Raw genomic sequence first — 25,546 nt, 5'->3', positions numbered from 1 at the left:
AGTGCCTCCTTTCGTTTACTTAATTCCGGAGTGAGCCATCGTTGCAATGACTTTCCGCTGAAACAACAAGAAGATGATGAAGTTAGGCAAAAATAAGATAAGCGTTGCTGCCGCAGCAGCTCCTTGACGGGCAATATTGTTCGCAAGACCATTTGTTAATGTGGATAGAAAAAACGGAAAGGTCCTCATCGATTCCTCTTGCATGAAAAAGGAGGAGCTCTCTACATTTGCCCAGCTGTTCTGAAAGGATAGAATGGCAATCGTCGCCACCGCAGGCATGCATAATGGCATTAAGACACGCGAAAATAATGTCCATTCGCTTGCCCCATCTATTTTCCCCGCTTCAAGCAACTCATTTGGCACCTGATCGAAAAACTGTTTCATTAAGAAAACACTCACCGGTGCCGCAAGATGAGGCAAGATATGCCCCCAATACGTATTCATCAAATGCAGCCTTACAACGACTAGATAACGCGGGATAACAACCGTCTCCGGTGCGAACATAAGTGACAGCAAAATGATGGCAAAAAATAATCGATGCCCCGGGAATTTATGTTTGGATAACGGATAAGCGCATAACGAACTGACCATGATCATCCCCATTACGACGACTACCGCAACAAAGATGCTGTTGAATACATAACGTGACACCGGTACAAGTGAAGAATTAGAAATAAGGAATAGCTCCCTGAAATTCTGGAACGTTGGATGTTGTACAAAAATCGCAGGAGGGTAGGCAAACAGCTCGCTGTAAGGCTTCAAGGAATGGTTGAAAATATACACGATCGGAAGCAGCATGAAGAGTGAGAATAGAGTCAGAATGAGATACAACATCCACTGAAAACCGTCCGTGCGATTCATTCCGCTGCTCCTCCCGTATGAATGTAATCGCTTCTTCTCGATGGATATCCCTGCCATCATTCATCCCCCTTGTTGCCAAACAGCTTGAACCCTAAACGATTACAAACATACATTAATAGAAGCAAAAATACGGAAACAGCCGATGCATAGCCCATCTCAAACCGAATGGAGCCATAGTCGTCAATATGGTTAATGAGCAGCGTTCCCGCATATTGCGGAGTCGGGTTCTGGCCGGATAATTCGACGCCGATATGTCCTGCTTTGAACGTACCAACGATCGCCATGACCGCACCAAATAACATCTGCGGCTTCATGGAAGGAATGGTGATATACCATATCTCCTGCAGTCTGCTGCGGATGCCGTCCAATTTGCCTGCTTCATACAGCTCCTGGTTTACGCCAAGCAAGCCAGCGAGCATCGCCAGAAATCCAACTCCCATACTCGACCAGATTGTGACGGCCATCATTGAGTTCATCAAATACTTCTGGTCGCTCACCCAAAGAATAGGCTCGCTGATGAATCCAAGCTTTAGCAAAAAATTGTTCAAATACCCGATCCGATCTCCGCTTAATAATGGCAGCCAGATGACGCTCATGGATATTCCCGCCGTTAATGACGGGGTGTAGATGGCAAGAGCATACCATTTCCGGGCAAATGCCGGGAGCTGAACGATCAGCCAGGCAAGCAGGAAAGCCGCAATATAGCCGCTAGGACCAACGATAATCGCGAACTTGATTGTATTAGGCAGCGCATATTTCAAGAACACAAGATCCTGCGAGAACAAATACTGAAAGTTATGCCAGCCGATAAACCGCGGGCGTTCTATCGCATTGAAATACGTAAAACTAAGCAGGATCGCGAGTACAACAGGCACAAAAATAAACGCTGTAAAACATAAGGCAAACGGAGCTAGAAACAAATACGACAAACGATGTTTCCATATCTTCGTTATTGCTCTTGTCAGAAGCGGGAAGGGCGTCGCCTTCTTTGACTGTGGCCAGCTTGCTGTCAATTGTGCATCATTGCGGGACATACCGGTTCACTCCTTCCCATGGCGCTGTGATGAAAGGCACAGGCAACGTATGCTGCACCGCTCCTTTACTATCAACGAATCCGAACTCCTGCTCTTTCCGCATGATTTCTCGATTAATATTCGTTATCGCTTCTTCTAGTGACTCCCTATCGTTCATTCCTTCAATAACGGTACGATTCCATGCGTTGGTCAACTCTCTCTGTACCATATAGGAGCCTGGAAGATTCGGCGCTTCCTTCATCCATCTCCATTGATCCAAAATCACTTTCAGATCTTCTTTCTTCCATGGCAGCCGGCTGAACGCTTCGACGTTGGCCGTATTCCAGCGAAATGCTGTACCGTTGAAGGACTCTAGCTCTGATCCGTACAGCTCCTGAACGTCCGCTGACATTAACCATTTCAAAAACGTCCAAGCTTCTTGCGGATGTTTACTGTTTTTATAGATAAAACTCGACGTCTGACCGCCACCTGTCCATCGAACAACTGATCCATCCGCTTGTTTCGTTCCAGGAATCGGCGCGATTCCCCACCATCCTGTAAGCTCAGGAGCAGCAACCAGCATCTGAACGTACATGTTGTAATCCGCTATACCGATCGGCATATCTCCTTTCCGGAAATGCTGAAAGAAGCTAGGTACCGATTTCTCTATACCGTATATTGAAAACAAATCGGTCCATTGCTTGAAGCCCTTGAAGCCTTCCGGCGTATCCAGCGCTGATTTCATCCCGTCTTTCGTAAACAATTCCGACCCATTTTGATAAAAAAACGTTAGAAAATCACCCGGAGGCATATAAAAGTTATAACTGTTCTGAAGTAAGGTTGGCATCAAATCATAAACGTCATCCCATGTGTCCGGCACCTTAAGTCCAAGCTGCTGCAAAATATCTTTACGGTAAAAAAGCACTTTAAAAGACTGGGTTTCCGGCAACGCGTAATATCCGCCGTTGTACGCGTAAGGGAGCAGCGCTCCCGGTGCAAATTGATCCGCCTCTTGCTGGAAATCAGGGAAAGCATGAAGATCAAGCAGCGCATTTCTCATTGCAAAATCAGACGGTTTATCCTGTGGCTGCCCTAGCGCAACGTCTGGAGAAAGGCCTGCAGCATTGGATAGGACAAGCAGGTTCTCATTTTGCAACAGATTTACTTTAACTTTGATTCCCGTTTCCGGAGTGAATGAATGATTGGCAAGCTCTTGAAGAAGATCAACGTAATCTCTTCCCCTGTTCACCCATACATTCAACGTGTCTTCATCCACCTCATTGGTGTCCCGATGACGAGTGAAGCTATATACAAAGTTGTTGAACGTACCGGTAACTTTCTGCCCCCAATTCGCCTCCATAGAAGGAAGCTTCTTGCCAGCCGGTACGATATAGAATTGGTCCAGTTGAAGCGGCGATTTGACAAGTGTCTCTCTCATTCCGCCTATCTGCTCAATAATGTCCGTTAATTCGTCCATATGGTATGGAATGGTATTCGGATTTTTCAAATAACTGTTTAGTTCCTGTGCTGTCGTCTGGAGCATTTGCGTTGTGTTATCTGATCCATGGTTGGCAGCCTGCATGGCGTCCGACATTTGCAGCAGCTGCGTCCTCGCTAGCCCAAGCGTTTGCGGCAATTCTGGAAATTCATCAACGATATTCCATGACCGATTTTTATCCACCAGTCCACCAGTCATCGCGCGAATCTCCTGATCCGCTTTGCGAATCGTATTGGCCGCTTGCTCGCTAAGCGCAATCACCGATTGATACGGAGCTATACTTGCTGTTAAGGAAAGCGTATGAGTGCCTTTTTCCAAGTAAAATTCGTAATTCTCGCCAGATGAGCTGGTAAGCACCGTGCCTTTCCATTTGGAGAAGTAGGGAAAACGGTAGCTTAATAGTTCGCGGAACGGAACTTTGCCATCAATAGCAATCGTTCGGAATACCGATAAGTTAGAATTGAACCCTTGATAGGAACGCATGGCAATCCGATAAAGTCCGCTTTCTGGTACTTGGAATGTCCACGCCGCCGTCTGACCGCCGTTTTGCCACCGAATGCCGCCAAGCGTGTTGAGCGTTTGGTATCCGTTTGCTTTCGGTATCGTCAACGGATCTTGATCAACACTAAGCTGAATGGCAGGATCGTTTTTCCACACGGAAGCTTCGGCCTGAACAATCTGAGTTGCCGAGGAGCTTATTTCCTTCGTTTGCGGATAATGAGAAGCGACACTAGCATAATCAGGGATAGATGTCGGCGGCTGAAGCTTCAACTCTCCAATGACGATCGGATCGGCTCCCGAGAATCGCAGCGTATGTATGCCTTTCGTGAAATGCCATTGGAAGGGTTCATCATAGCTCCCCGAAGAATCGGTTAATGTCTCATTCAGCCATTCATTCTTCTCATTCGAACGTGGACGAATGTCGTCACCATATTCATTGGTTTTCATGGGCATTTCATCTTGAAATTTGCGCCATAAGGTTAGAGAACGTGCCTCCCGAAATGGGATCACTCCATCAATTTGCAAAGACAACACGGTAGGACGACGGCTGGCAGTTGTGGAAGATGTAGTAGAATTCGAATAGGAATGATAGGAAACATTCAGCTCATATAGGCCATCCGAAGGTATAGTCACCTCATATTCAATCCAATTGTCCTGCCCGCTTTTCCAAATAAGCACCCCGGATTCGCCTTCATAGTTTCCAGAAATGGACAAATTCTTATCGGACTTGCCTGATAAGTTTGCTCCCGGAAGCAAGACCGTTTCCGTAGCAGGCTTCAGCCCCTTCGCCTCCCAGTCCTTATACACGTTCAAATAAAAAGGGCCTGGATCATTTGCTGCTGGAGCTGACGGAATGTTAGACAGTTGCTGAGCATCCTGATCGGTATGTACGGATGTGGGGACGGACTCACCTTTGAATCTTGTAAAGATTAGGCTAGCGACAGCCAAAATAAGGATACAAGCAATCACTGCTCGCTTGTTTCTCATAAACGGTATTCCTCCTGCAGGCCGGTTAGTCTAGTAGCAAACACCTGAATCCACGTCGAAAAATAACGCTTTGCTCATGTTAATGGTTACTTGAATTGGAGTGTCCTCTTCATAACGATGAAAGGGATTAACCCGGACGATAAGATTATTCTTGCTTCCTATATTGAGGTGCAAGTATCGGTCGGCCCCCATTAATTCACTGTGCAACAAGGTACCGGTAACGCTCGATGAGGGAAAGCTATCTGGATTGGGCTGCTCTATACTTATATTTTCCGGACGGACACCAAGCTCTATAACCTTATTCACCCGATTGTTCGAACGCATCGTATCTTCTTGTTCACGAGACAGCTCAAGCATAAACCGTTTCGTCCGAAACTGAAGCCTCCCATTCTCCTCAACCACCCTGCCCTCTATAAAATTCATCGGGGGTGAACCGATAAATCCCGCGACAAACTTGTTAGCCGGTTTATTATAGATCTCTTCTGGTGTTGCGACTTGCTGAATCAGTCCATCCTTCATAACAACAATTCGGCTTCCCATCGTCATCGCTTCTGTCTGGTCATGCGTTACGTAGACCATCGTTACCCCGAGCTGCTTCTGCAGCTTTACAATTTCACTGCGCATATGTACACGTAATTGGGCATCCAAATTAGAGAGTGGCTCATCCATCAGGAACACTTGTGGTTCACGTACGATGGCTCGCCCAAGCGCTACCCTTTGGCGTTGCCCCCCGGACAATTGCTTGGGTTTGCGGCCTAGATAGGATTCAATTCCCAGAACTCTGGAGATCTTCTTCACACCTAAATCGATTTCATGCTTTGGGGTCTTCCGCAGCCTGAGACCAAAGGCGATATTCTCGTAAACGGACATATTAGGATAAAGAGCATAATTTTGGAAAACCATTGCGATATCACGGTCCTTAGGCGATAAATGATTGATAAGCCGATCACCTATATGTATCTCGCCTTGGCTAATATCTTCTAAACCTGCAATCATCCGAAGCGTCGTCGATTTGCCGCAGCCTGAAGGACCAACAAATACAACAAACTCGCTTGATTCAATTTCAAGATTGAAATCCGTTACGACCTGATGTTTGCCATAATATTTGAATACATGCTTGAAAGATATGCGGGACATCAGTTATACCCTCTTTCTTGTCATTCCCACTGTTTCCGCCCTTTTTTTATTCTTACTAAAAAGGTCGGGATTGTATTTTCATTTTATACGAAGTCATTTTGAGGGTAAATGTAGATATGTAGAGCTCAATTGTCATTTTGTCTAGTTGTTGTTCAGCATGGCATAACAAAAAAATCACCCACCTTCTTGATCCCACCAGCTGAACTGTAACCCGAAAGATGGACACTTTAAAAAGTGTCCATCTTTCGGGTTTTTGTGTTTTAATGAAAAATACTACAGTGAATGAGGGAACTACATCATGTCAAAACGTCTTTTCACAACGCAAATGAAAATGTTAGAGTCTAATCCTAATGTTGTTCAATTATCTGAAAAAGCAATAACATACAATCCTGAGTTTAAAGTACAAGCTGTTAAGCTATACATAGACGGTCATACGCCCCTGCAAATATAAAAAGCTCGATGCTCTCGAAGGCAGGCGAAGCGAAGGAAACTGTTGGGATAATGCCCCAATGGAATCCTTCTTTGGTCATATGAAGGATGAACTGGAGTAGAAAGATTGTCAATCCATTCAAGAGCTACGACAAAGAGTCAACGAATACATCCTTATGTACAATACGGAGCGATACCAATGGGGACTAAAAAAAATGACTTCCTGATGAATACAGGAGCCATCTTCTCACAGCCTAATATCTTTTTATTACGTGTCCAAAAATGGGATTACAGTTCAAACTTTAATAAAGAACTTTATTTGATCCACAATAATGACACAATAATGATGATTAAAGAACTTTATTTTCAATTAAAGAATTTTATTTTCCCACATCAGGCTAGCTAGATTGTCGAGAACCCCAGGATCATTTGTAATCTTCCTGTAATATTTCGCTCAGGTTCCTTTCATCATCGGCTCCTATAATAAGGGACATGACCCCCCTTTATATATTCTCTATTGTTGCCTGCGGCTGATTGCCGCAGGCTTTTTGTTGCTTCTTGCGCCTTATTCCCCTCAGTCTGCGACCTTAGCGCTTACCTTGATATCGTCAAAGTAAAGAGTAGTCAGCCCTTCAAAGCCTGAATCGGAGCCAATAAGAATAAAGATCTGGCCTTTGGCGTTAGCCGTCACCTTGGCGTTGTAGTCAAACGCAACACGCTGATACCCTTCCTTGTCCACATCCGGTTTAGCCGCATTGCCGATGACCTTGACATCCTTGCCGCCGGTTCCTTGGCTGCCGATGTCCACGTTCATTCTGTAATATTCTTCACCCGAAGAGGAGGTTGGCACGGACAACGGTTCATTGGACAGGATACCAGCCTTTAAGAAGATAGACTCCGCAGGCGAGCCGCCTATACCAATCGATCCTCCTCCCGCTTCGGTGTACATCGCAAATTTCAAATTAACGTTGTAAGAGGTATTGGGTTTGAAGCCTTCAATACCTTTGGAAAGATACATAAACAAATCATCGCTGCGATTATGCCCGGAAAGCTTCAAGCCGTAATTAGAAGTATTGTTCGGCACCGGAATCAAGCTGCGCGCAAAGTCGAGCTCGTAAATCTCTTTGTTATAGTTGGTCGGCATATCGGCAAAGCCGCCCTTCCATCCTTCCGTATCCTTCGTAAACGAATAATTGGAGTCCAGACTGGCAGGAGTATTCGCCTGACTGGTGAGAGTAACCGTATGGGCTGCAGGCTCCCATTGCAGGCGAGCCCCCAAAAGAGCCGCCAACGACCGGGCCGGAACAAATACAGTTCCCTTGGCCTGGCGAACCTGCTCGGGCAGCTTGATTTTCTCTCCCTTCGCATTTACCGCATAGGAAGAGTTCAAGGTGAATTTAATCGTTCCGAAGGCTTTCCCCGACAAGGTAATCATTCGGTCCTTGTTATTCCAGCTTATCGATGCGCCGAGAGATTCGGCAGCGGCTCTAACGGGAACCATCGTGCTTCCGTTACGAACATAAGGCGCTGCGAGCAAGCTATGCTTGCCCGTGTTATTGCTATAAAGAACATCGTTGATTTTGAAAGTAACCGCAGAAGCCGCGGCAGTTGCAGATTGGCTTTCTGCTCCGTGTGCTAGTGAAGCGCTGCCTGCCGAAATCGCGGTTGCGACAAGAAGACTGGACAGCATGAGATTTTTTTTACGCATATTCATATTCTTCCTTTCTGCTCAGATGTACTTTCTAGACGCAACGATGAAATTAAAGGTTACAGCCTTTACAATTCGGCAATTATTGGAACAAAAAAAGTGCCTAACCCTAATAGCAGTAAGGTTAAGCACTTTGGATGACGCTTAGGAATGCAATCCTAATTTTTTAAGCTGCTGAGATAATCCCGGAAATGCTTCTTCGTAATGGTCACGGGTCTATCGCCATTCGGAACGAGAGATTGATCATTCACCTCAACCGAACCGTAATAAAGCGCATTAGCGTCCGTAATCACCTGACGTTTATCCTGAGTTACGCTAAAGTATTGCCGAATGAATTCATCCATCGGAATCTGATCCGGACCTGCAACGTCAACAATGCCGTTAGCCGGCGCCTCAAGCGTAAAATCAGCTACCGCGGTTGCAACGTCATCCGAGGAAATAGGCTGCATCAGGGCGGAAGGCAAACGCACGGTATCCGCCTTTGTAGCCACATCGGCAATGCCGCCGACAAATTCGAAAAACTGCGTAGCGCGGACTATCGTATACGGGATTTCGGCATTCTCGATTAGCTCTTCTTGCGCTTTTTTAGCACGGAAATATCCGCTTTGGAGCAGGCGCTCGGTTCCAACGACAGACAACGCTACATGATGGCTTACGCCGGCATTCGCTTCGGCAGCGAGGAGATTCCGAGTCGACTTTTCAAAGAACTCCATAACCGCCTGATCCTCCCACGACGGCGCATTGGATACGTCAACAACAACTTGCGCGCCGCTAAGCGCGTTAGCGAGTCCTTCACCCGTGATGGTATTGACACCCAAGGATGGTGATGCCGGAACAACCTCATGACCGCGATTACGAAGGTTGCTTACAACTTTTTTCCCAATCAATCCACTGCCGCCAATCACAACAATCTTCATGTTAATCCTCCTGTTATTTACTGCTTTTATCTTTAACGACCTTACGTTAGATTAGACAATTGGCGGTAGTTATCTGTGACATGAAAATTTAGGCATGTTTCGAATTTTTCCCTATGTTGATCCTTTGTTATGCATGGGAATTAAAGGGTATAAACTCAACCGACATCAATCATACTAGGAGCATATTTCTTGTTATAAGACAGGCGGTGAAAATTATGATTCCCAATTTACTTCATGATTTGAAAGAAAGCACGAAGTCGGTTGATTTGCTGCAAACAAGCCTAATCATAAATAATAATCGCATCTATATGACTTATTTCGGTACGCTCATCAATCAAGAAAAACTTCACCATGACGTACTTTCATTCATTCAGCTTTCGAGAAACGAACTGGACCGTGTGCAAGATCTTCAAGCCCTAATTCCTCTTGAAGGGATGAAGATTTCGAATGATTTGGACGAGGTATTAAAAAGCGTGGTACGCGGTTCCATCTTTCTTCAATTGGATCCCCATTTACACGAAGGTCTAATCGTTGATATATCAGATCAAAAAACAGGGCATCGCGATCACAATGATACTGAAAATGAATTTAGCGTCATTGGTCCGAAGGTTGGTTTTGTCGAGAGTCTGGAGATCAATTTGACCTTGCTTCGAAGAGGGCTCGTTACCGAAAAACTCACCTTTGAAGAACTATCCATCGGTAAAATGTCCGAGACGAGAATCGTCATTGCTTATTTAGATGGCATTACGAATCCCGAGTACGTAAACACAGCCAGGCAAAGGCTTTCGGATCTTGATTTCGACATCGTGTTCGAAAGCTCTCTTCTGGAACAACTTATCACGGACAATTCGAATTCTCCGTTTCCGTTATTTCTGTCCAGTGAACGTCTGGACAGAATCATGTACTCGATGTTAAACGGAGAGGTAGCCATTCTTTGCGACGGTTCCCCTTTTGTGCTCACGGGGCCCACAAGCCTTTTCAGCTTTTTCGTTTCTCCCGAAGATTACTACTTGCCTTGGATTCTGGGATCGTGTTTTCGTCTTATTCGTTATTTCGGCGTTGCGTTTTCGATTCTTGCTTCTTCCTTTTACGTAGCTATTCTTACCTTTCATTACATCGTCATTCCCCGGGAGCTTTTAGGACCGATTATCGAATCGAGATCCAACGTGCCTTTCCCGCCTGTATTGGAAGTGCTTTTTTTGGAAATAACGATCGAGCTGCTTCGCGAGGCCGGGTCAAGACTGCCTTCTAAGGTCAGTCAAACCTTGGGTATAGTAGGAGGTATTATCCTTGGACAGGCTGCGGTGGCTGCCGGTTTAACCAGTAATATCTTGCTCATCATCGTGTCGCTTTCGGCATTGGCTTCTTTTACCACGCCAATCTTTAAAATCTCGAATACGATTCGATTTTTGCGTTTTCCATTGATTGTTCTAGCATCGTTATGGGGCGGATTTGGCATCATGATTGGATTGATGCTTATTCTAGGACATTTATTGCGTTTAAAATCGCTTGGCGCACCGTATATAGTGCCGATTTTCCCTTTCCGAAGCAATAGCTTCAGCGATAGCTTTATCCGCTCTTCTTTTACCCATTTGAATAATCGATTTTTCACGACTCGTCCGCTGTCAACGAAAAGATTCAACGTGAAAAAAAACAAGGATATCGGCGACGACTACAATAACGAATGATTAGAAAAGGCGGGGGAAATTGAAATCATGAAAAGGCATGCGGTAGTTCTCCTCTGCTGTTGCATCTTGCTGTCCGGCTGCGCCCAAGAACGGGTCGTCGACCAAATCAATATTCTCCAATACATGGGGGTGGATCTGGAAGAAGAGAAATTTAAACTAAACGCTTCGTATCCCGAATATATCAAAGCTTCGGGAGGGCAATCCCTTGTAACTACGGAGTCTAATGTGATCTATGGGGTCTACACGGCCCTGACCAGCAAATCTTCTCAACCCGTTGAAATGGGACAGATGCGTACGTTAGTCCTAAACGAAAATTTCGCGAGAAAATACATTGCCGAAATTGCCGATATCATCAACCGGCAATTCACGAAAAGCACCAAAGCTTCCATTGTGTTAACGGACCAAAGCACTTACACGATTATTGCCGAGGCTTCCAAAAAACCGCCTTTCTTCTTGTCCGAGCTGATCGATCAAAACATGGTTCACGGAAATACGCCAAATACGAATTATCATACTTTCATCAATCAATATTACGGAGAAGGCCAAGACATTTACTTGCCGGTTATCCGTGTAAATAAAGGCTTGTTTCAAATGGATGGCGTATCCGTCTTTAGGGGAGACGACTTAAAGCTGAGGCTGAATGCCAATGAAGGTTTGTATCTTAAACTACTCAAAGATAAAAAGCTGGCGGGCGAATACGATTTCATTGCCGGCGCCCACTCCATGTACTCTTTTATTATTTTGCACGGCAAGACCAAAATTAACGTTAAGGAATATGGCAGACAAGCAGCGATATCCCTTGCCTTATCTATTCAACTTAGAGAAACTCCGAAACAAATGAACATACAAAGCCAAGGCGATTTAAATGAAATGAAGAAGCAAATTGAAGAGAAGTTATCATCGGAGATTACGGCGTTGTTGATCCGTCTTAAGCAAAACAGGGTCGATCCGATCGGTTTTGGCGAGAAATACAGGAGGCAGCATCAAGCATTCAAAGAGAAAGAGTATTACGAGAAAATCTACCCGCATCTCCTTTTTGAAGTCAAGACGGACGTACATATATTACACGCAGGGGTTGGGCAATAATGCAACATCGGATAAAAGAAAATTACGCGATTTCCGGATACTTTGTATTTTTCTTAATTGCTGTTACCCAAGCTGCCGCGACGATATTTAATTTCCAGAGCCTTGTGCTTATGAATGCCGGCCAGGATGCTTGGATATCGATCATTCTGATGGGTGTGAGCCTTCATCTCATCCTCTGGATGATCTATAAAATGCTCGGTAATCCAGCCAAAGATGTTATTGACGTCCATCAATCGGTATTCGGCAAATTCATTGGCAATGCTCTTTCTTTAATCGTTGTTGGATACTACTTCTTAATGGCTCTATTCTTTCTCCGTTCTTACATGGAAATCATTCAGGTATGGGTATTTCCTTCGCTCCGCACATGGGTGATTGCAGGTTTATTTATCTGCGTAATCTACTATGTCGTTTCCGGCGGGTTTCGGATTGTTGCCGGGTTCAGTTTTTTTTATTTAGCGCTGATTCCCTTGCTTTTCTGGTTGTATTTGCCTGCCCGGCAAGGTGATGCCGGATTATTGCTGCCTGTTCTAAATCATTCTTTACTCGATGTAATAAAAAGCTCAAAGTCATCGTGCATCTTCTTCTTCGGGCTTGAACCTCTGCTTATCTACTTGCCCTTCTTAAAATCTGCTCAAAAGAATGCAAAATGGGCCCATTTCGCCTTAATGTTTTCTACTCTCAAATATGCTGCAATTATTATTGTAACCTTGATGTTTTTCAGTCAAGGTCTATTAAGGCATACATTATGGCCAACCATGTCCATGACGCAAATCATTGAGTTTTCTTTCATTGCACGATTCGAATACGTTTTTATATTTTTGTGGCAGTTGATTATTATTCCGACGGTTTGTATTCCCATTTGGTGCTGCACAAGAATTATGAAAAGAGTTTGTTCGGTTAAACCCGGGCTATCTTTACCGTTTGTGTTGGCAGCGCTTTTGATTGCTGCGCTAATCTTAAATGAACGAGCACAAATTAGCGCATTCGGCGCATTCATTAATGAATGCGCGATCTATTTCCATTTTGCTTATATTCCGCTGCTGTTCATCATCACTTTGTTTGCAAATCGTTTAAAGGGTTAGCGAAAATAACATCCGTTTAAAATTAAAATACCCAACCTTGCAATAAGCAAAGTTAGGTACCCTCGGATCGCGTGACAGCACCAGCCATAGCGGCTGTTGCGCCAAACCTTTTATGCCCCAACGTAATACTGAGCCTGCGCATTCCACAGCTCCGCGTATTTCCCGTCCCGGTCGGTTAGAAGCTTGTCATGGGAACCGCGTTGAATAAGCCGGCCCTCGTGAAACACGGCGATATCATGACAGAATCGGCAGGACGAGAGCCGGTGCGAGACGAAGATCGCCGTTTTACCGCCGATTAATTCATTAAATCGGGAATAGATCTCGAACTCCGCGATCGGGTCCAGTGCCGCCGTAGGTTCGTCTAATATCACGAAAGGCGCGTTCTTGTAAAGCGCCCTTGCAAGTGCCACCTTCTGCGCTTCCCCTCCTGAAATCTCCACGCCGTCGTCAGAGAAATCCTTATGAAGGTAAGTATGAAGCCCTTCCGGCATGTTCCTTACCTTTTCGCTCAGCCCCGCCATAATAAGCGACTCCTCCGCCAATGCCGCGTCATAACTCTCGGATGCGGCAACGTTATGGCCAAGGGAGAACGAATACAGTTTAAAATCTTGAAACACAACGCTGAATACGCCCATATATGCCGAATAGTCGTACTCTCTGATGTCGATGCCGTTTAACGTGACAACGCCCTCCGTAGGCTCGTAAAGCCGGCATAGCAGCTTAATCATCGTCGTCTTGCCGCTGCCATTCAACCCCACGACGGCAAGCCGCTCGCCGATATTGAATTTCATGCTAAGGTTCTTAATGGCGTAATGGTCGGAACCAGGATATTTGAATGAGACGTTACGAAACTCAAATTCTAGTCCTTCTTGCGGGATTTGTCTGCTGCTGGCGCTATTTTGCATGTTGTCCGGCAGGTCAAGATACTCGAACACAAGGCTCAGATAAGGGTTGTTTGTTATAAAATTGCCCACAACGGAGACCAGCTTGGCGAGCGCGCCTACAACGCCGGTCACTGCGCCGATGTACTGCACCACGCTGCCTAAAGGATACATGCCATATAGCGCCCTCAGGCCGATAAAGAGATAGACGCAGCCGCCTAGTACGGCATTCATAGCCGCTGCCAATGCGTTGTTTTTTCCGACCAGGTTAAAAATGCGGTACCAGTACTCCGCTCCAACCGATTTATTGTAATGATCCTCTATCGCCGGCGCCTGTTTATAGAGTCGAATGTCCTTGGCGGCATTCTTTGCCTGCATGTATTCGTTGAAGAAATCCACATAGGTATTTGCCTTCGGGTTATCCTCGAACACCTTCTTCTGAATTCTCTCCTCCCTCTTTTTGATTAAATAAGTGAAGGGAATCATGGATAGGATGAGGAGAATCAGCAAAACGGTAGCATACGGTGAGGTTATAAACGTCTGCTCGTAGGAAGAAGCCGACGTGAACATCCCGATAACCAATATGATAGATAAAATCAGTTCAAAAAGAGGCTGCAATAGTTCCGGCAGACTGTAATGCAGGCGCAGAAGGCCAAGCCCGTTTCCGTTCGACTTCGCTTCAATTTCCGCTAACCTCTCATTATTCATCGTATCTTCCACTTGATCGTAGTTCAGCTGCATGTACCGGTTACCCAGGAAGAAGTAGAAACGCGCCCACAACGTGCTGTTTAAGGTCGTGATCCGGCGGTTAACCGCGGCATGGATAGCCGAACCGGCAAAAGCAAGTCCTACTGCGAGTACGGCATACAGCGTAATGAGCCCGGTGTCGTGCTCGCCGGCCAGCTCGTTGATGATCTGGGCGGAGAGGAAGAGCCCCATTAAGGGCTGGACCGCTTTAATAAAGGAGGAGGCGACGGTAAGCGGAATGTAGGTTGGCGTTAAGCGATTTACGATGCCGTATCCTCGGACCAGGTTACGCCAGATGGAACGCTCCTTCATGATCGGTCACCTCCCCATCCTTATAATAATGAGACTGCACGTTAAACATCTCGGCATATTTCCCGCCATATCTCATGAGCTCATCGTGCGTGCCGCACTCGGCGATGCCGCCGCCGTCGATTAATAGAATCCTGTCACAGAAGCGCGTGCTTGCCAGCCTATGAGAGATGTAAATCGATGTTCGCCCTGCAGTCAGTTCGGCGTATCGCTGGTAAATCTCGCTTTCCGCGATCGGGTCAAGCGCTGCGGTAGGTTCATCCAAGATGATAACCGGCGCGTCTTTGTACAGCGCGCGCGCAAGCGCAAGCTTCTGCTTCTCGCCGCCCGAGAGTTCGATAGCGTCAGCATGCACCCGGCGTACTAGAAGCGTGGATTCCCCTTTCTCAAGCCCTCTAACCTTATCCATAAGCCCGGACATGACGAGACATTCCTCTACCTTCCCGTAGTCCGTCTCTTCCGGGGACTGCTGCGAGATATTGCCGGCAATATCACAGCAGAAGAGATGAATATCCTGAAATACCGTTGAAAAAAGCGAAAAATATTCGTCTCTGTTATAACGCGTGATATCGACGCCGCCGAGCGTAATCTCCCCGCATGTCGGCTGGTAAAGTCCGCATAATAACTTAATAAGCGTCGTCTTGCCCGCTCCGTTCGCCCCGACAATGGCGATGCGCTCCCCAGGCTTGATCTCGAAATCGATACTTGAAAGGGTTGGCTCTTTTGCATCCGGATAGGTGTATCCGACGTTTTTTAATGTAATCGTAGGAGGAAGAAGATCGCAGGAAGGCAGCGCATGGCCGGGGCCGGTATTCGAAAGATCAGGAACATCCAGATAATCTCGTATGTCCGACAGCTCGCTTAAGGCACGAATTAGCTCGCTTGCGCTGGTCAATATACCCGACAACCACCCCGCAAACGCTCCAATGGCGGCGAATACGAGGACAAAGCTGCCCAATTTCATTTCGCCGTTCAACAGCAAATAAATTAGAAACGCGTACGAAGCACCGTCACGAATGAGACTAAGTGCCGCATCCGATAACTGAGCCTTCATATCGCCAGTCGCTACCTTTTGCTCCTTTTCGGTTGAGGAACCGAGTACGTTCTGAAAAATACCGCGGATTAAGCTGCCAAGATCATAGAGACGTACGTCTTTGCCGCCGGACGGCTCCTTCGATACCTTCTGAAGATACCAGAGTTTGCCTTGAAGCTTTGACCGTTCTTCCCGCGTGTCCCTCTCAACCTTACGGGCACGGGAGAGCGCAAGCCAATTGATTCCGGCAGAAATGGCCAGCAAGAGAATAATTAGGGGATGTACCGAGACGATAACCGTTCCGTATACAAGAAAACCCAATACGTTCATTAGAAACTGCGATAGGTTTCTCGGTATGTTGGAGGCGGGAGAGTGATTGCTCTGCATGGCCCGCCACGCCTTCTCGCCGCGTTTGGCGTATCCGGGGCTTTCCAGCACCTCGTAGTCCATATTTAGATGCTTATGCATGACGGTTTGGAGATGCTTCAATATGCTGATGGTACCTACGGATTCATGGGTGATGAGATCGGCATAGCTTTTAGCGCTGTTAAGCGCGGCCAGGAGAAGCGCCATGAGGCCTACCGACAGTATAAACTCGCTTGGCGTAACTCCCGCAGTGATATTGTCGATGACAATTTTAGGCATGTAGATGCTAACAAAAGGCACGCCGACGCCAACAAGCGCCGAGACCGCACAGCAAGTGAGCGTAAGCGGCCTCGCCCGCCAATGCAGCTGCATAGAGTACCTGATGTTTGACCACGCGGAGTACGCAGCTTTTTTCTCTGTTGACACTCTAAAACCTCCTAAAAAGAATTGTTTGAAGAGTACTTTTGAAATCAGCATTGCACACGCATGGATATCAACCTATTTCAAGCAGTAGAAGGTCATCAAATACCGCCAGCCAAAATCTTTTTTATGCTTATTAATTGAACGCATACGCATAACACTTTAATCGCTAACTCGAGTTCCTGAATTGAAGGGAAAGTTGGCGCTATTCGAATATTCCGATCTCTCGGATCTTTTCCATAAGGATATGTAGCACCTGCGTTCGTTAATGTGACCCCGATTTGGGCTGCCATATTTACAACTTCTTTTGCACAACCGTCCAACGTGTTAAGACTAATGAAATAGCCGCCATTGGGCTTATTCCATTCGGCAATATTTTTCCCGCCTAAATCCACCTCAAGCTGATGTAAAACCAAATCAAATTTAGGTTTAATAATAGCAGCCTGCTTTTTCATATGAACATTCAAATTATCCAGACTTCGCAAGAAACGAACGTGCTGAAGTTGGTTTATCTTATCCGGACCAATGGTTTGGATTCCAAGTTGTTTTTTTATTGCATTCACATTTTCTTCGCTGGATGCTATCATCGCAACGCCTGAGCCAGGAAACGTAATTTTGGAAGTAGAGCTAAACATATAAACGCGGTTCGGATATCCTGCAGTTTTGCAAGCAGCGAGGATATTTTTTAACTGATCGGGTTTATCGGTTAAATGGTGAACTGTATATGCATCATCCCAAAATATGCGAAAATCCCTAGCTTTTGTCTTCATGCAGGCGAGCCTATCAACTATCTTAGCGGAGTAAGTGATTCCATCAGGATTACTATACTTGGGAGCGCACCAAATACCTTTAATGGAATCGTCGTCACTTACAAGCCTTTCAATGGTATCCATATCCGGGCCATCCTGTTTCATATCTATGGTTATCATCTCAATATTTAAGAGTTCGCAGATTGCGAAATGCCTGTCGTAACCGGGACTCGGGCAAAGAAATTTAACTTTCGGGAGTTTCCCCCATGGCATTTCGCCTTCGCTGACTCCGAATAGCATCGCTCTGGATAGAGCATCGTACATCATATTCAGGCTGGAATTCCCACCGATAATGATTTCTTTGGTACTCACCTCAAGCATTTGAGCAAATAATTCCTTCGCTTCGTGTATTCCATCAACTCCCCCATAATTGCGGCAGTCCGTACCATCCATAGCTTTTATTTGATCATCAGATTTCAATATATCAAGCATTTCCATGGAAAGCTCAAGCTGTTCAGGACAAGGCTTCCCTCTGGACATATCCAATTTCAGATTCTGATTCTTGTACTCGTTGTATTTTCCCTGTAACTCATGATAGAGATCCTTTAATTCATCTGTACCTAATTTCGAAAAATCGGTTCCAAGATTCATTTCCCCACTCTCCCACACATGCGTTTTGAAAATTATACCATATTTATTAAAGATAACTGCCCTAGGGTTCAATAAAAAGGAGCAGTTGCTGCGTTTAGCAAACTGCTCCTGAATTTGAACTAACGTTCCCTTTAATGTGACTTGGTATTAGCTATAGATATGTTAGCCATGGTGGTCCTGAACCGTACAAGTCATCAATTGCTTCGATTATTGGTTTTTCAGTGGCGTCGTATGCAGCGGCGATGTTTCCAATTTGATGATCAACCTCGATTTGTCGGGTTACTCGGTACGGCTTCATGTTGTTATGAGCGGCGGGTAATTCAAATTCATGTTTCCATAGCGGCCCTTCAATGCTGCCCACGCACAAGACATCGGCATCGAATTTACCTCGAGTGAATGTTAATTTGACTTGATGGTGATTATTGGTTACCTTCGTTATCGTATAGACACCACCATTGCTATACTTTGTGTTGAATGTAAAACCTCGCTTTTTAAATTCGGCTGTGATCGCCTTTTTAACCGATAACGGCTCAGAGACATGTTCCCCTAATAATAGTGGTTCTAGCTTATAGGGATAATCAACGCCAAATAGATTACCATTTTCGTAGAACTGATTTACGATTCTTTCACCAGTCATCATTTTCTCGTAAATGTCTGCTTCTTCTTCCTCATTTGATGGGGCCGCAAATATGCGCTCATGATAAATTTCACCGATTGATTCAAGCAATTGGCGCTCCGATTCATTTAGTTCCAACTGCGGAATGCCGTCCGCGAGATCACCTAGTTCCACAATCGCATCCATAAAGTTATTCCTTCCGGATATCCACCAATCACTCTGAAGACGAATACATGGTGAAGGATAATCACTCCAGCCTGTTACACTCGGTGTAAAAAGCTTTGGAGAATGAAGACGGCCCTTTACAATGAAAGGTACTGGTTCTACCATAGAACAGTTTGGGATTCGACTAAGCATGGGGAGACGATCAAATATAAACGTAAGTTTATTGAGCGGATATCTGCGTGGGACTCCGCGTATAATCTCAATCGCATCGTCAATCTCAATAGATTCAGTGCATCCATTTGGATTTGAACCGTCCCAGCCAACAGCTAGATTTGTGAGTCTTTGTTCACTACCATGTGATGTCTCAACCGTGTGAAGATATGGAGTAAGCGCGGGATATTGTTTTAGGAGGCGATTAATGCCTGATACACCGTGCATCGAATCGTTTACGAAAAATTTTATATCATTTAGGTCAGTAGCCAAAGCGAAGAAAGCTTGTTTGATTCGTTCAGTAATCGCTAAAGGAGTATCATTTTTAGCTAAACGATAAATGATGCGTTTATATAGCTTCATGGTGCACTCCTTATTTTTACTATTGAATACTATAAGACTTTAACAGAAGCAACTTCCTTCCCAGCCCATAATTTAAACATATATCCACTGACAAGAAGATGCCAAGGTGCATCATCAACTAAAAAGCGTACATCTGCATATGTATCCCGAGTGCCTTCAATTAAACTTGTAATTCTAACAGGTACGGTCCAGGCTTCACCGGTTAAATGTTTACCCTCTAGGCTTCCAAAGTGCACGATAATATCTGGCAGCCAGGTATTACAGGGATATTTGCTTGGATCTATGTGCCAACGAATTAGGGCTTTCACAAAACGAATGTCTCCCATGTTGACCTCCCTGCAGAAAAGTTAAACTAAATTTCCTCGTTAGCTCAATTCGCTCTCTATCCTCAGGTGGACATATTCTATTCATCAAAGCTCATTTTTGCTAAGGTGACATCTTTATTCTGGATTTTGGTTTCATATAGCTTAAAGACTTTTTTCTGGAAATCAAACCTATAAAAATCGTGTACGGTAAATACCGCGTTTGGGTGCGAAAATGCAAAGACCCAACTCACAGTGTCTATTTGGCACCCGATGTTTTCGTAATGAACAATATATTCTGAGATAGGATCCGTCTGGAAAACCATACTTTTTAATTGTTCTTGGGTAAAATGCGAATTGGACATGTCTAGTTTACCAGATAAACGAGTTGCGTTATCAAAAAATCCAATTTGGTTTTTGCCTAAAAATTTGCTGGAGAACCGCTGAACTTCATTTGTGAATGTCTCTGGATCGCCGAAAATACGTGTCCACTGATTCTCTATCATACTGAAGACTGAGAGTCTCATTGCACCAGAGCTTCCGACTGAATATTCATATAAGAAAACTTCAGGGAGGTGAGCATCATCTACATCTCCGACCATTATTCTGCTATTCCAATATATCCCGCGCAAAACAATTTTACCATCAATTTTCAACATAAGATCCTGAGAAAACTTGGTGTCGGGAGCCCATAATTCAGCATTATGTAACCCTACGTGATCATTATTTGAATCCAGTTCTTTAATATAGGGCGAGGAAAATTGAATTTTCTGTATCAAATTCTCCGCTGTCTTCATTTGAGGATGTGCATAACCAGTTTGTAATCCATAAACAAAAAATAAGACATTCATGATCATTATCATTTTTTTCAATCTCACCTTCTCCTTTAAATCTCAGCAACTTAAGGTTCGATTTGGTTATTTTACCCACAGACAAATTTAACTATCCGACCTCTTTTACTTCAACAAAAATGGCAGCTGATATAGAGCTTCTATTTGACAAGGATCCATTCTTATTCACCTTCCCACATCATCTACCAATTCGTATAATACAATTTCTTTGTAGCCTTTACGTTGTCCTGCGAGATCGCTTAAACACAGAAGGAGCAGCTGCCACGGCGGCAAACTGCTCCCTGGAATCATCAAACTAAAGTTCTCCCGTTAGCACAATGCATCCTCAGTTCGGTCTTTCATTGCGCATACCATTTTAATGAAAACATCTTCCCAGTCTAGATGTACATTTTCTATCGTATGGGTTGGGAAATGTAGCGTATCAAGCAACCATAATTCGATTCTCTTGCGGTTCTCCATAAACTTAATATTTTGTTCTGATGCGAAACGGGGTTTTGAACGGATGGATGAAATCCATACTTGCTGGTCGCGCACACTAGGTTGGGTTAAATAAATTAAGATTGGATTCATAGCAGCAATTTGCTGGGCGATTCCTTGAATATGCTGCTCAATTTGGCTATCAGAGGCTTGATAATGTTTTAGCAAATCATGAATTTGATGCTGAAAAAACACCGCTTCAAGTACATAAACGGTATCGGTAAGGCTGGCAACCTCGACAAAACGAGCCCAATGACGTTGAATTAAATATGTAAACTCTGACTGCGCAACTATAGGCATTTCCGCCCAGCATAACTCACGGGATTTCAACTCTGCATTGAGAGCAATTTGTCCGCTGAACTCCTTAACCCCACGATAGGGCAGTAAATAATTGCTACCATCCTTTATAGCCCGTAAACTGATATCGTTAGCTAGGTTCGGATAACGTTCCAGAAATTCATTATATTCCTGTTCTCGAAAGAGAGCATGCCAGTTTAAGCTTGCTGGATGCCCTTCGGCACCTTCATCATAAAAAGCAGACGATTTGCCTTGTTGTACAAGATAGTGATGCAATCGTTCCGCTAACGTTGATTTACCAGTGCCGCACAACCCTTCGACCAAGATTAACTTGCAATCTTTCTGCATGCAATTTCCTCCTAACGACGAAGTTTACTTTGAGACTCTGAAGATTGGAATACTCTTGTCACCCAGATTTTCGCATTTATCTAGCATATATTCATATGAGTCTGATTTTTCATTCAAGCTAATACTCTTACACTGATACACCTTTTTCCCTCTGTCATTCTCTGCACTCATACCATCTCTTGTATTATCAATTGTCCAAGTAATTTCTTTTCCATTTGAACGCACATCATATATCCAGTATCCCCCATCAATAACTGGTGGGATTAACATGAGATAGTCTCCATCACCATTATTATGTCGTTGAACCAACTCATTCAATCTCTTAACATCCTTTTTGTCGAATCGGGTAAGGATAATGTCTTGTGTGTCATTCGTTTTCGAAGAATTATTTTGCGTAAGAGTTAAGGTTAGAATAATAACCAAAACCGCAATAATCCCAATTAAAACTCCGATTGTCAGCCTGGTATTCAATTAGGCCCCCCCTTAATAGCTACATTTTGAATATTGACGCATAATGTTCTTCAAAGTCGCGTTAAAACAAAAGCTGCAGTTGATCCTCCGATCTGCTGCAGCTTTATTTATTGAACTAAAGTTCCTCGTAAGTACAATGGCTTATGTGTAAAGTTACTCAACTCTATACCGTGAAGTGCTTCTCAGTAAGTAATTATTCCATCAAACGCTTAGTCGATTCAAGTAGTTGAGAGTATACTCTGTAATTATCTTCATTTTCTCTTTTCAGATTATCCAAAGTTATAACTTTTTCTTCAATCTTTATTTCAAGATCATTGATTTTAGCTGGACATATGTTTTGACGCATGAAAAAGACTGGCATGGTCCCTACTTTAGTCGCCGCATCATTTAGCGTGAGTAACTCAGCAGCAGATCATTACGAGCAACTGAGTTTTCATTGAGCTAATGTTCTCCGTCTCAATCACTTAGTCTCTTCTAATGGCTGAATTGTTATTACGATACAAAGTCATTCGCATTTATGTTTTTGATTTCTATTCTCGAAAAAACTAAGCCACTATTGAAGTGAGGAGAATCAAAGTAAATGTTTACATCATCCACAACTTTACCATGTTCAATCCGTCCATGAACCCTTACACTATATCCTCCATGACCGTCTGCTCTAATCCCAGTTATCTCGTATGATTCTGAAATGATCTCTCTGAACTTATCTTTTACCGCTCTTTCAATCCTGGTACTTAGCTCAAATAGAAATACTTCATTCATCAAGTTAATGTTCGTTTTTGGTTCAATAAAAGGATCATATGGTGATTTGGGATCAGATTGTGCCTCAGCTACTCCTGAATCGGAACAACCAATTAAAGCCCCAATAAAAATTATAGTGGAAACCAATAATGTCTTCAGCATAATCATAATACACTTCTCTCGATAGTTTATACATATTGTTCCAGACCTTTACGATATTATTCAGTTGACCAGACCTTTAGCGTAATGAATCTTGCCGAATACTCCGAGGTGTAATATGATCTTAAGCAAAGTAGATTCTGACTGTTTTCGTTGAGTTATGACGAAAAAAATAGACCGCCCAAAGTCCAATAAGGATTTTGGGCGGTTTATTCTTCTGCCTATTTCGCTTGAACTGCCTGACTGTTCACGGTCTGCCTGTCTACACGCTGTTCTAAAATACTTTGTAATTATTGGCTTTACTTATTGAGATGCTTGGTTAAGAGCATTTATAAATACCTCTGTTGGTTGTGCCCCGGATATCGCGAATTTTCTATCAATAACAAAGAAAGGTGCTCCTGTTATCCCTAATTGCTTTGCTGTGGCTTCATCTGAACGCACTTCGTTAGCATATTTGGATGGATCATGGAGAACTTCCATTGACTCGTCCCTATTCATTCCAACTGATTCTGCAATATCTGCTAATGTATCATGATCGCTAATTAGCTTGGCGTCCGTGTAATAAGAATAGAACAGCTTCTCTGCTAATTCCTTATCTTTACCAACAGATTTGGCATATTGGGTTAAACGATGAGCATCAAACGTATTGGTGGGCTTCACCTGGTCGATATTATATACGAGACCAATCAATGCCGCTTGTTGTTCAAGTTTAGCATGTGCCTTTTTCGCTTGCTCGATACTCATACCATGTTTCTCAGAGAGCAATTGATGCATATTTTTAACTGAGTAGAATGATTCTTGCGGATTAAGTTCAAAGCTTTTATATTCAATAACCGCTTCATTCTGATGAGCGAATTGCTCCAGTGCTTTCTCTAATCGTCGTTTACCAATATAGCAAAATGGACAAACATAATCCGACCATATCTCGATTTTCATTCTGCATGCTCCTTCACTAAAAATTATTAATAACCTGGGAAGTGAGCTTATTTATTATAAATAATAGGCATTTTTCTAATCAATTGTTTATCACGAGCGGCAGAGTACATGAATTTAGCAACATTTTCCCTAGAAACAGATAATTTAGCCGATTTATCTCCGAATGAATAGTCATAAGATTGCCCTTTGTGTTTAACATTGGGGTTAATAATTCGAACGACTGTCCAATCAAGGTTCGATTGTTTAATAATCCCTTCCATTTTCTTCATTTCTGCATGACCGTTTGGAAGGAACACTTTGGCTAATAAACCTGGAAGTATCGTTGAAATGTTTTTCTTATCGTCATCCGATTGCAACGCTGGCGTCGCAAGTGTAATTAACCTCTTTTTGTCAAGCTTTTTCATCGCTCTAACAATCAGTTCGTGTCCATCGGCAATCGGCGTGCCTTTAAGCTTTCGTGACATGTCAGATGCTGGTCCCAGTGTGCTGGTTACGACATCCGCTTCAGCGACTGCCCTCTCGATGGTTGAAGTATTTGAAAGTTCCCCTTGTACAAGGGTCAAATTGGGATGTTTGAGGCTGATTTTTTTGGGGTTTCTAATATATGCCGTTACGAAATCTCCGTTTTCTAAAGCTAATTGTGTTACAAGCTGTCCAATTGTACCACTTGCACCGAAAATAGTGATATTCACATTTTTACTCCATTAATTATATTTATCTTCAGTTATAAACTCTTCTACCCTGTCTCTTTTGGTGTACATGTCATACCAAATATCAGCGATTTTGTCTTGAACTCCTGAATTCGGTTGCATCCAAATTCCGATCGAAAGGTGACCCGCATAAATACCTTTGTCAGATAATTCGCTGTTCAAATTAAAGATATAATTACGAAGTCCTGAAATTGCAATTCCGACATTACCCATCATCGGTACTGGGTGGATTGCAGCGCCTCCAGTCGTAAATAACAGGGCACCACTTTGCTTATCCAACATTTCCGGCAGCACTTGCCGGACACTCGATAAAGCACCTAAAACATTGAATTGAAATTGGTATAAGGCATTTTCTTCGGTTACATCTAATGCTGGTGCTACTGTATTGATGCTCGGCGTTGGACTGTATTCAAGAACATCAATAAATCCGTATTTCTCTTTAATAACGGTAAATGCCATCTCAATTTGTTCTTTATTTAATATGTCTGCTTGAAATGGAGCAGCTTCGATTCCCAATTGTTCTAATTCACTAACCAGCTGGTTCAGCTTTTCTTTATTTCGGGCAATAAGAGCTACACGAAAGCCATTTTGTCCGAATTTCTTTGCAATGGACATTCCTAATCCATCTCCTGCTCCAACAATCGCTATAGTTTTCATTTAAAATCTCTCCTTTAGTTAGAGTTAATTACCAATAAGATAAATAATGGTCAATGTGTTGTATATTTATCTTGTGTTTATTATGATTAATAAAAGATCAGCATTCAATATTTAAAATTTCTGATTATGAGAGATAAAATGCAGTTTCAGCTCAAATGTCGTATATCTAACAAAAAAATA

At 43.8% G+C, this 25,546-nt stretch carries 23 protein-coding genes and 1 pseudogene; 6 read left to right on the top strand and 18 right to left on the bottom strand.

The genetic code is table 11. The features are described from left to right. Window positions 1–15: 15 nt before the first annotated feature. The 4 genes from CFI03_RS26545 to CFI03_RS26530 are packed head-to-tail and all read right to left on the bottom strand — an operon-like array spanning window position 16 to window position 5,997. On the bottom strand, window positions 16–861 hold the full coding sequence (locus CFI03_RS26545; RefSeq protein WP_349292499.1) for a carbohydrate ABC transporter permease: 846 nt from the start codon (window positions 859–861) through the stop codon (window positions 16–18). A 56-nt stretch (window positions 862–917) separates the two neighbouring features. Beyond that, on the bottom strand, window positions 918–1,895 hold the full coding sequence (locus tag CFI03_RS26540) for a carbohydrate ABC transporter permease (protein ID WP_248761266.1): 978 nt from the start codon (window positions 1,893–1,895) through the stop codon (window positions 918–920). After that, window positions 1,882–4,860 carry an extracellular solute-binding protein gene (locus CFI03_RS26535; protein ID WP_248761257.1) on the bottom strand — a complete coding sequence of 993 codons (2,979 nt, stop codon included), beginning with the start codon at window positions 4,858–4,860 and terminating at the stop codon, window positions 1,882–1,884. The genes CFI03_RS26540 and CFI03_RS26535 overlap by 14 nt, the downstream gene beginning before the upstream one ends. A 30-nt stretch (window positions 4,861–4,890) precedes the next feature. Further along, entirely contained in the window at window positions 4,891–5,997 is a 1,107-nt protein-coding gene (locus CFI03_RS26530; RefSeq protein WP_248761255.1) for an ABC transporter ATP-binding protein, read from the bottom strand. Between the two features lie 298 nt (window positions 5,998–6,295). On the opposite strand from CFI03_RS26530, the gene CFI03_RS26525 reads away from it, so the two are divergent. Both CFI03_RS26525 and CFI03_RS26520 read left to right on the top strand, forming a co-directional pair. Continuing rightward, the gene (locus CFI03_RS26525; protein ID WP_248761248.1) at window positions 6,296–6,448 is read left to right on the top strand and encodes a hypothetical protein; all 153 of its coding nucleotides are present in this window, start codon (window positions 6,296–6,298) and stop codon (window positions 6,446–6,448) included. Window positions 6,449–6,482: 34 nt separating this feature from the next. Further along, a pseudogene (locus CFI03_RS26520) lies at window positions 6,483–6,684 on the top strand (IS3 family transposase); the annotation flags it as partial. Between the two features lie 316 nt (window positions 6,685–7,000). Here the strand turns inward: CFI03_RS26520 and CFI03_RS26515 are convergent. Both CFI03_RS26515 and CFI03_RS26510 read right to left on the bottom strand, forming a co-directional pair. Beyond that, entirely contained in the window at window positions 7,001–8,134 is a 1,134-nt protein-coding gene (locus CFI03_RS26515) for a copper amine oxidase N-terminal domain-containing protein (RefSeq protein WP_248761246.1), read from the bottom strand. Between the two features lie 158 nt (window positions 8,135–8,292). Beyond that, window positions 8,293–9,051: an SDR family oxidoreductase gene (locus tag CFI03_RS26510; RefSeq protein ID WP_248761244.1), complete on the bottom strand. Its 759-nt coding sequence runs from the start codon at window positions 9,049–9,051 to the stop codon at window positions 8,293–8,295. 215 nt (window positions 9,052–9,266) lie between these two features. Between CFI03_RS26510 and CFI03_RS26505 the strand changes: the two genes are divergently transcribed. Genes CFI03_RS26505 through CFI03_RS26495 form a run of 3 tightly spaced genes read left to right on the top strand, consistent with a single transcriptional unit; the run spans window position 9,267 to window position 12,907 of the window. Further along, window positions 9,267–10,739 (top strand): spore germination protein, encoded by a 1,473-nt coding sequence (locus CFI03_RS26505; protein ID WP_283094702.1) that lies wholly within the window; start codon window positions 9,267–9,269, stop codon window positions 10,737–10,739. A 27-nt stretch (window positions 10,740–10,766) separates the two neighbouring features. After that, window positions 10,767–11,825 (top strand): Ger(x)C family spore germination protein, encoded by a 1,059-nt coding sequence (locus CFI03_RS26500; protein ID WP_248761242.1) that lies wholly within the window; start codon window positions 10,767–10,769, stop codon window positions 11,823–11,825. Then, a complete protein-coding gene (locus CFI03_RS26495; protein WP_248761240.1) occupies window positions 11,825–12,907 on the top strand; it encodes a GerAB/ArcD/ProY family transporter in 1,083 nt (360 codons plus the stop codon). Before CFI03_RS26500 ends, CFI03_RS26495 begins: the two co-directional genes overlap by 1 nt. Before the next feature lie 110 nt (window positions 12,908–13,017). Here the strand turns inward: CFI03_RS26495 and CFI03_RS26490 are convergent, their stop codons facing one another. From CFI03_RS26490 to CFI03_RS26455, 8 genes are all read right to left on the bottom strand, one after another. Beyond that, a complete protein-coding gene (locus CFI03_RS26490; protein WP_248761224.1) occupies window positions 13,018–14,847 on the bottom strand; it encodes an ABC transporter ATP-binding protein in 1,830 nt (609 codons plus the stop codon). After that, window positions 14,822–16,669 carry an ABC transporter ATP-binding protein gene (locus CFI03_RS31380; RefSeq protein WP_248761222.1) on the bottom strand — a complete coding sequence of 616 codons (1,848 nt, stop codon included), beginning with the start codon at window positions 16,667–16,669 and terminating at the stop codon, window positions 14,822–14,824. Before CFI03_RS31380 ends, CFI03_RS26490 begins: the two co-directional genes overlap by 26 nt. A gap of 95 nt (window positions 16,670–16,764) precedes the next feature. Beyond that, on the bottom strand, window positions 16,765–18,063 hold the full coding sequence (locus tag CFI03_RS26480) for an aspartate aminotransferase type Ic (protein WP_248761220.1): 1,299 nt from the start codon (window positions 18,061–18,063) through the stop codon (window positions 16,765–16,767). A gap of 151 nt (window positions 18,064–18,214) precedes the next feature. Further along, window positions 18,215–19,417: a hypothetical protein gene (locus CFI03_RS26475; RefSeq protein ID WP_248761205.1), complete on the bottom strand. Its 1,203-nt coding sequence runs from the start codon at window positions 19,415–19,417 to the stop codon at window positions 18,215–18,217. A gap of 29 nt (window positions 19,418–19,446) precedes the next feature. Continuing rightward, complete coding sequence (locus CFI03_RS26470) at window positions 19,447–19,743, bottom strand: hypothetical protein (RefSeq protein ID WP_248761202.1); 297 nt, start codon at window positions 19,741–19,743, stop codon at window positions 19,447–19,449. A 77-nt stretch (window positions 19,744–19,820) separates the two neighbouring features. Further along, complete coding sequence (locus CFI03_RS26465; protein WP_248761200.1) at window positions 19,821–20,591, bottom strand: hypothetical protein; 771 nt, start codon at window positions 20,589–20,591, stop codon at window positions 19,821–19,823. Between the two features lie 288 nt (window positions 20,592–20,879). Next, window positions 20,880–21,692, bottom strand: a complete 813-nt coding sequence (locus tag CFI03_RS26460; protein WP_248761198.1) for a P-loop NTPase family protein — start codon at window positions 21,690–21,692, stop codon at window positions 20,880–20,882. Between the two features lie 24 nt (window positions 21,693–21,716). Next, complete coding sequence (locus CFI03_RS26455; RefSeq protein ID WP_248761195.1) at window positions 21,717–22,163, bottom strand: DUF4362 domain-containing protein; 447 nt, start codon at window positions 22,161–22,163, stop codon at window positions 21,717–21,719. A gap of 226 nt (window positions 22,164–22,389) precedes the next feature. Between CFI03_RS26455 and CFI03_RS31475 the strand changes: the two genes are divergently transcribed. Further along, window positions 22,390–22,554 (top strand): DUF4275 family protein, encoded by a 165-nt coding sequence (locus CFI03_RS31475; protein ID WP_481857712.1) that lies wholly within the window; start codon window positions 22,390–22,392, stop codon window positions 22,552–22,554. Window positions 22,555–22,655: 101 nt separating this feature from the next. Here the strand turns inward: CFI03_RS31475 and CFI03_RS26450 are convergent, their stop codons facing one another. The 4 genes from CFI03_RS26450 to CFI03_RS26435 all read right to left on the bottom strand — a co-directional run bounded on the left by CFI03_RS26450 (window position 22,656) and on the right by CFI03_RS26435 (window position 25,366). Next, window positions 22,656–23,072, bottom strand: coding sequence for a hypothetical protein (locus CFI03_RS26450; protein WP_248761193.1), 417 nt, complete (start codon window positions 23,070–23,072; stop codon window positions 22,656–22,658). A 294-nt stretch (window positions 23,073–23,366) separates the two neighbouring features. Beyond that, complete coding sequence (locus CFI03_RS26445) at window positions 23,367–23,999, bottom strand: DsbA family oxidoreductase (RefSeq protein ID WP_248761191.1); 633 nt, start codon at window positions 23,997–23,999, stop codon at window positions 23,367–23,369. Between the two features lie 47 nt (window positions 24,000–24,046). Continuing rightward, the gene (locus tag CFI03_RS26440; protein ID WP_248761189.1) at window positions 24,047–24,691 is read right to left on the bottom strand and encodes an NAD(P)-dependent oxidoreductase; all 645 of its coding nucleotides are present in this window, start codon (window positions 24,689–24,691) and stop codon (window positions 24,047–24,049) included. 12 nt (window positions 24,692–24,703) lie between these two features. Then, window positions 24,704–25,366 carry an SDR family NAD(P)-dependent oxidoreductase gene (locus CFI03_RS26435; protein ID WP_248761187.1) on the bottom strand — a complete coding sequence of 221 codons (663 nt, stop codon included), beginning with the start codon at window positions 25,364–25,366 and terminating at the stop codon, window positions 24,704–24,706. Between the last annotated feature and the right edge of the window lie 180 nt (window positions 25,367–25,546).

Source organism: Paenibacillus sp. ATY16 (assembly GCF_003399985.2).
GTDB lineage: Bacteria > Bacillota > Bacilli > Paenibacillales > Paenibacillaceae > Pristimantibacillus > Pristimantibacillus glycanilyticus.
This window is presented reverse-complemented; position numbering and strand designations above follow the sequence as displayed.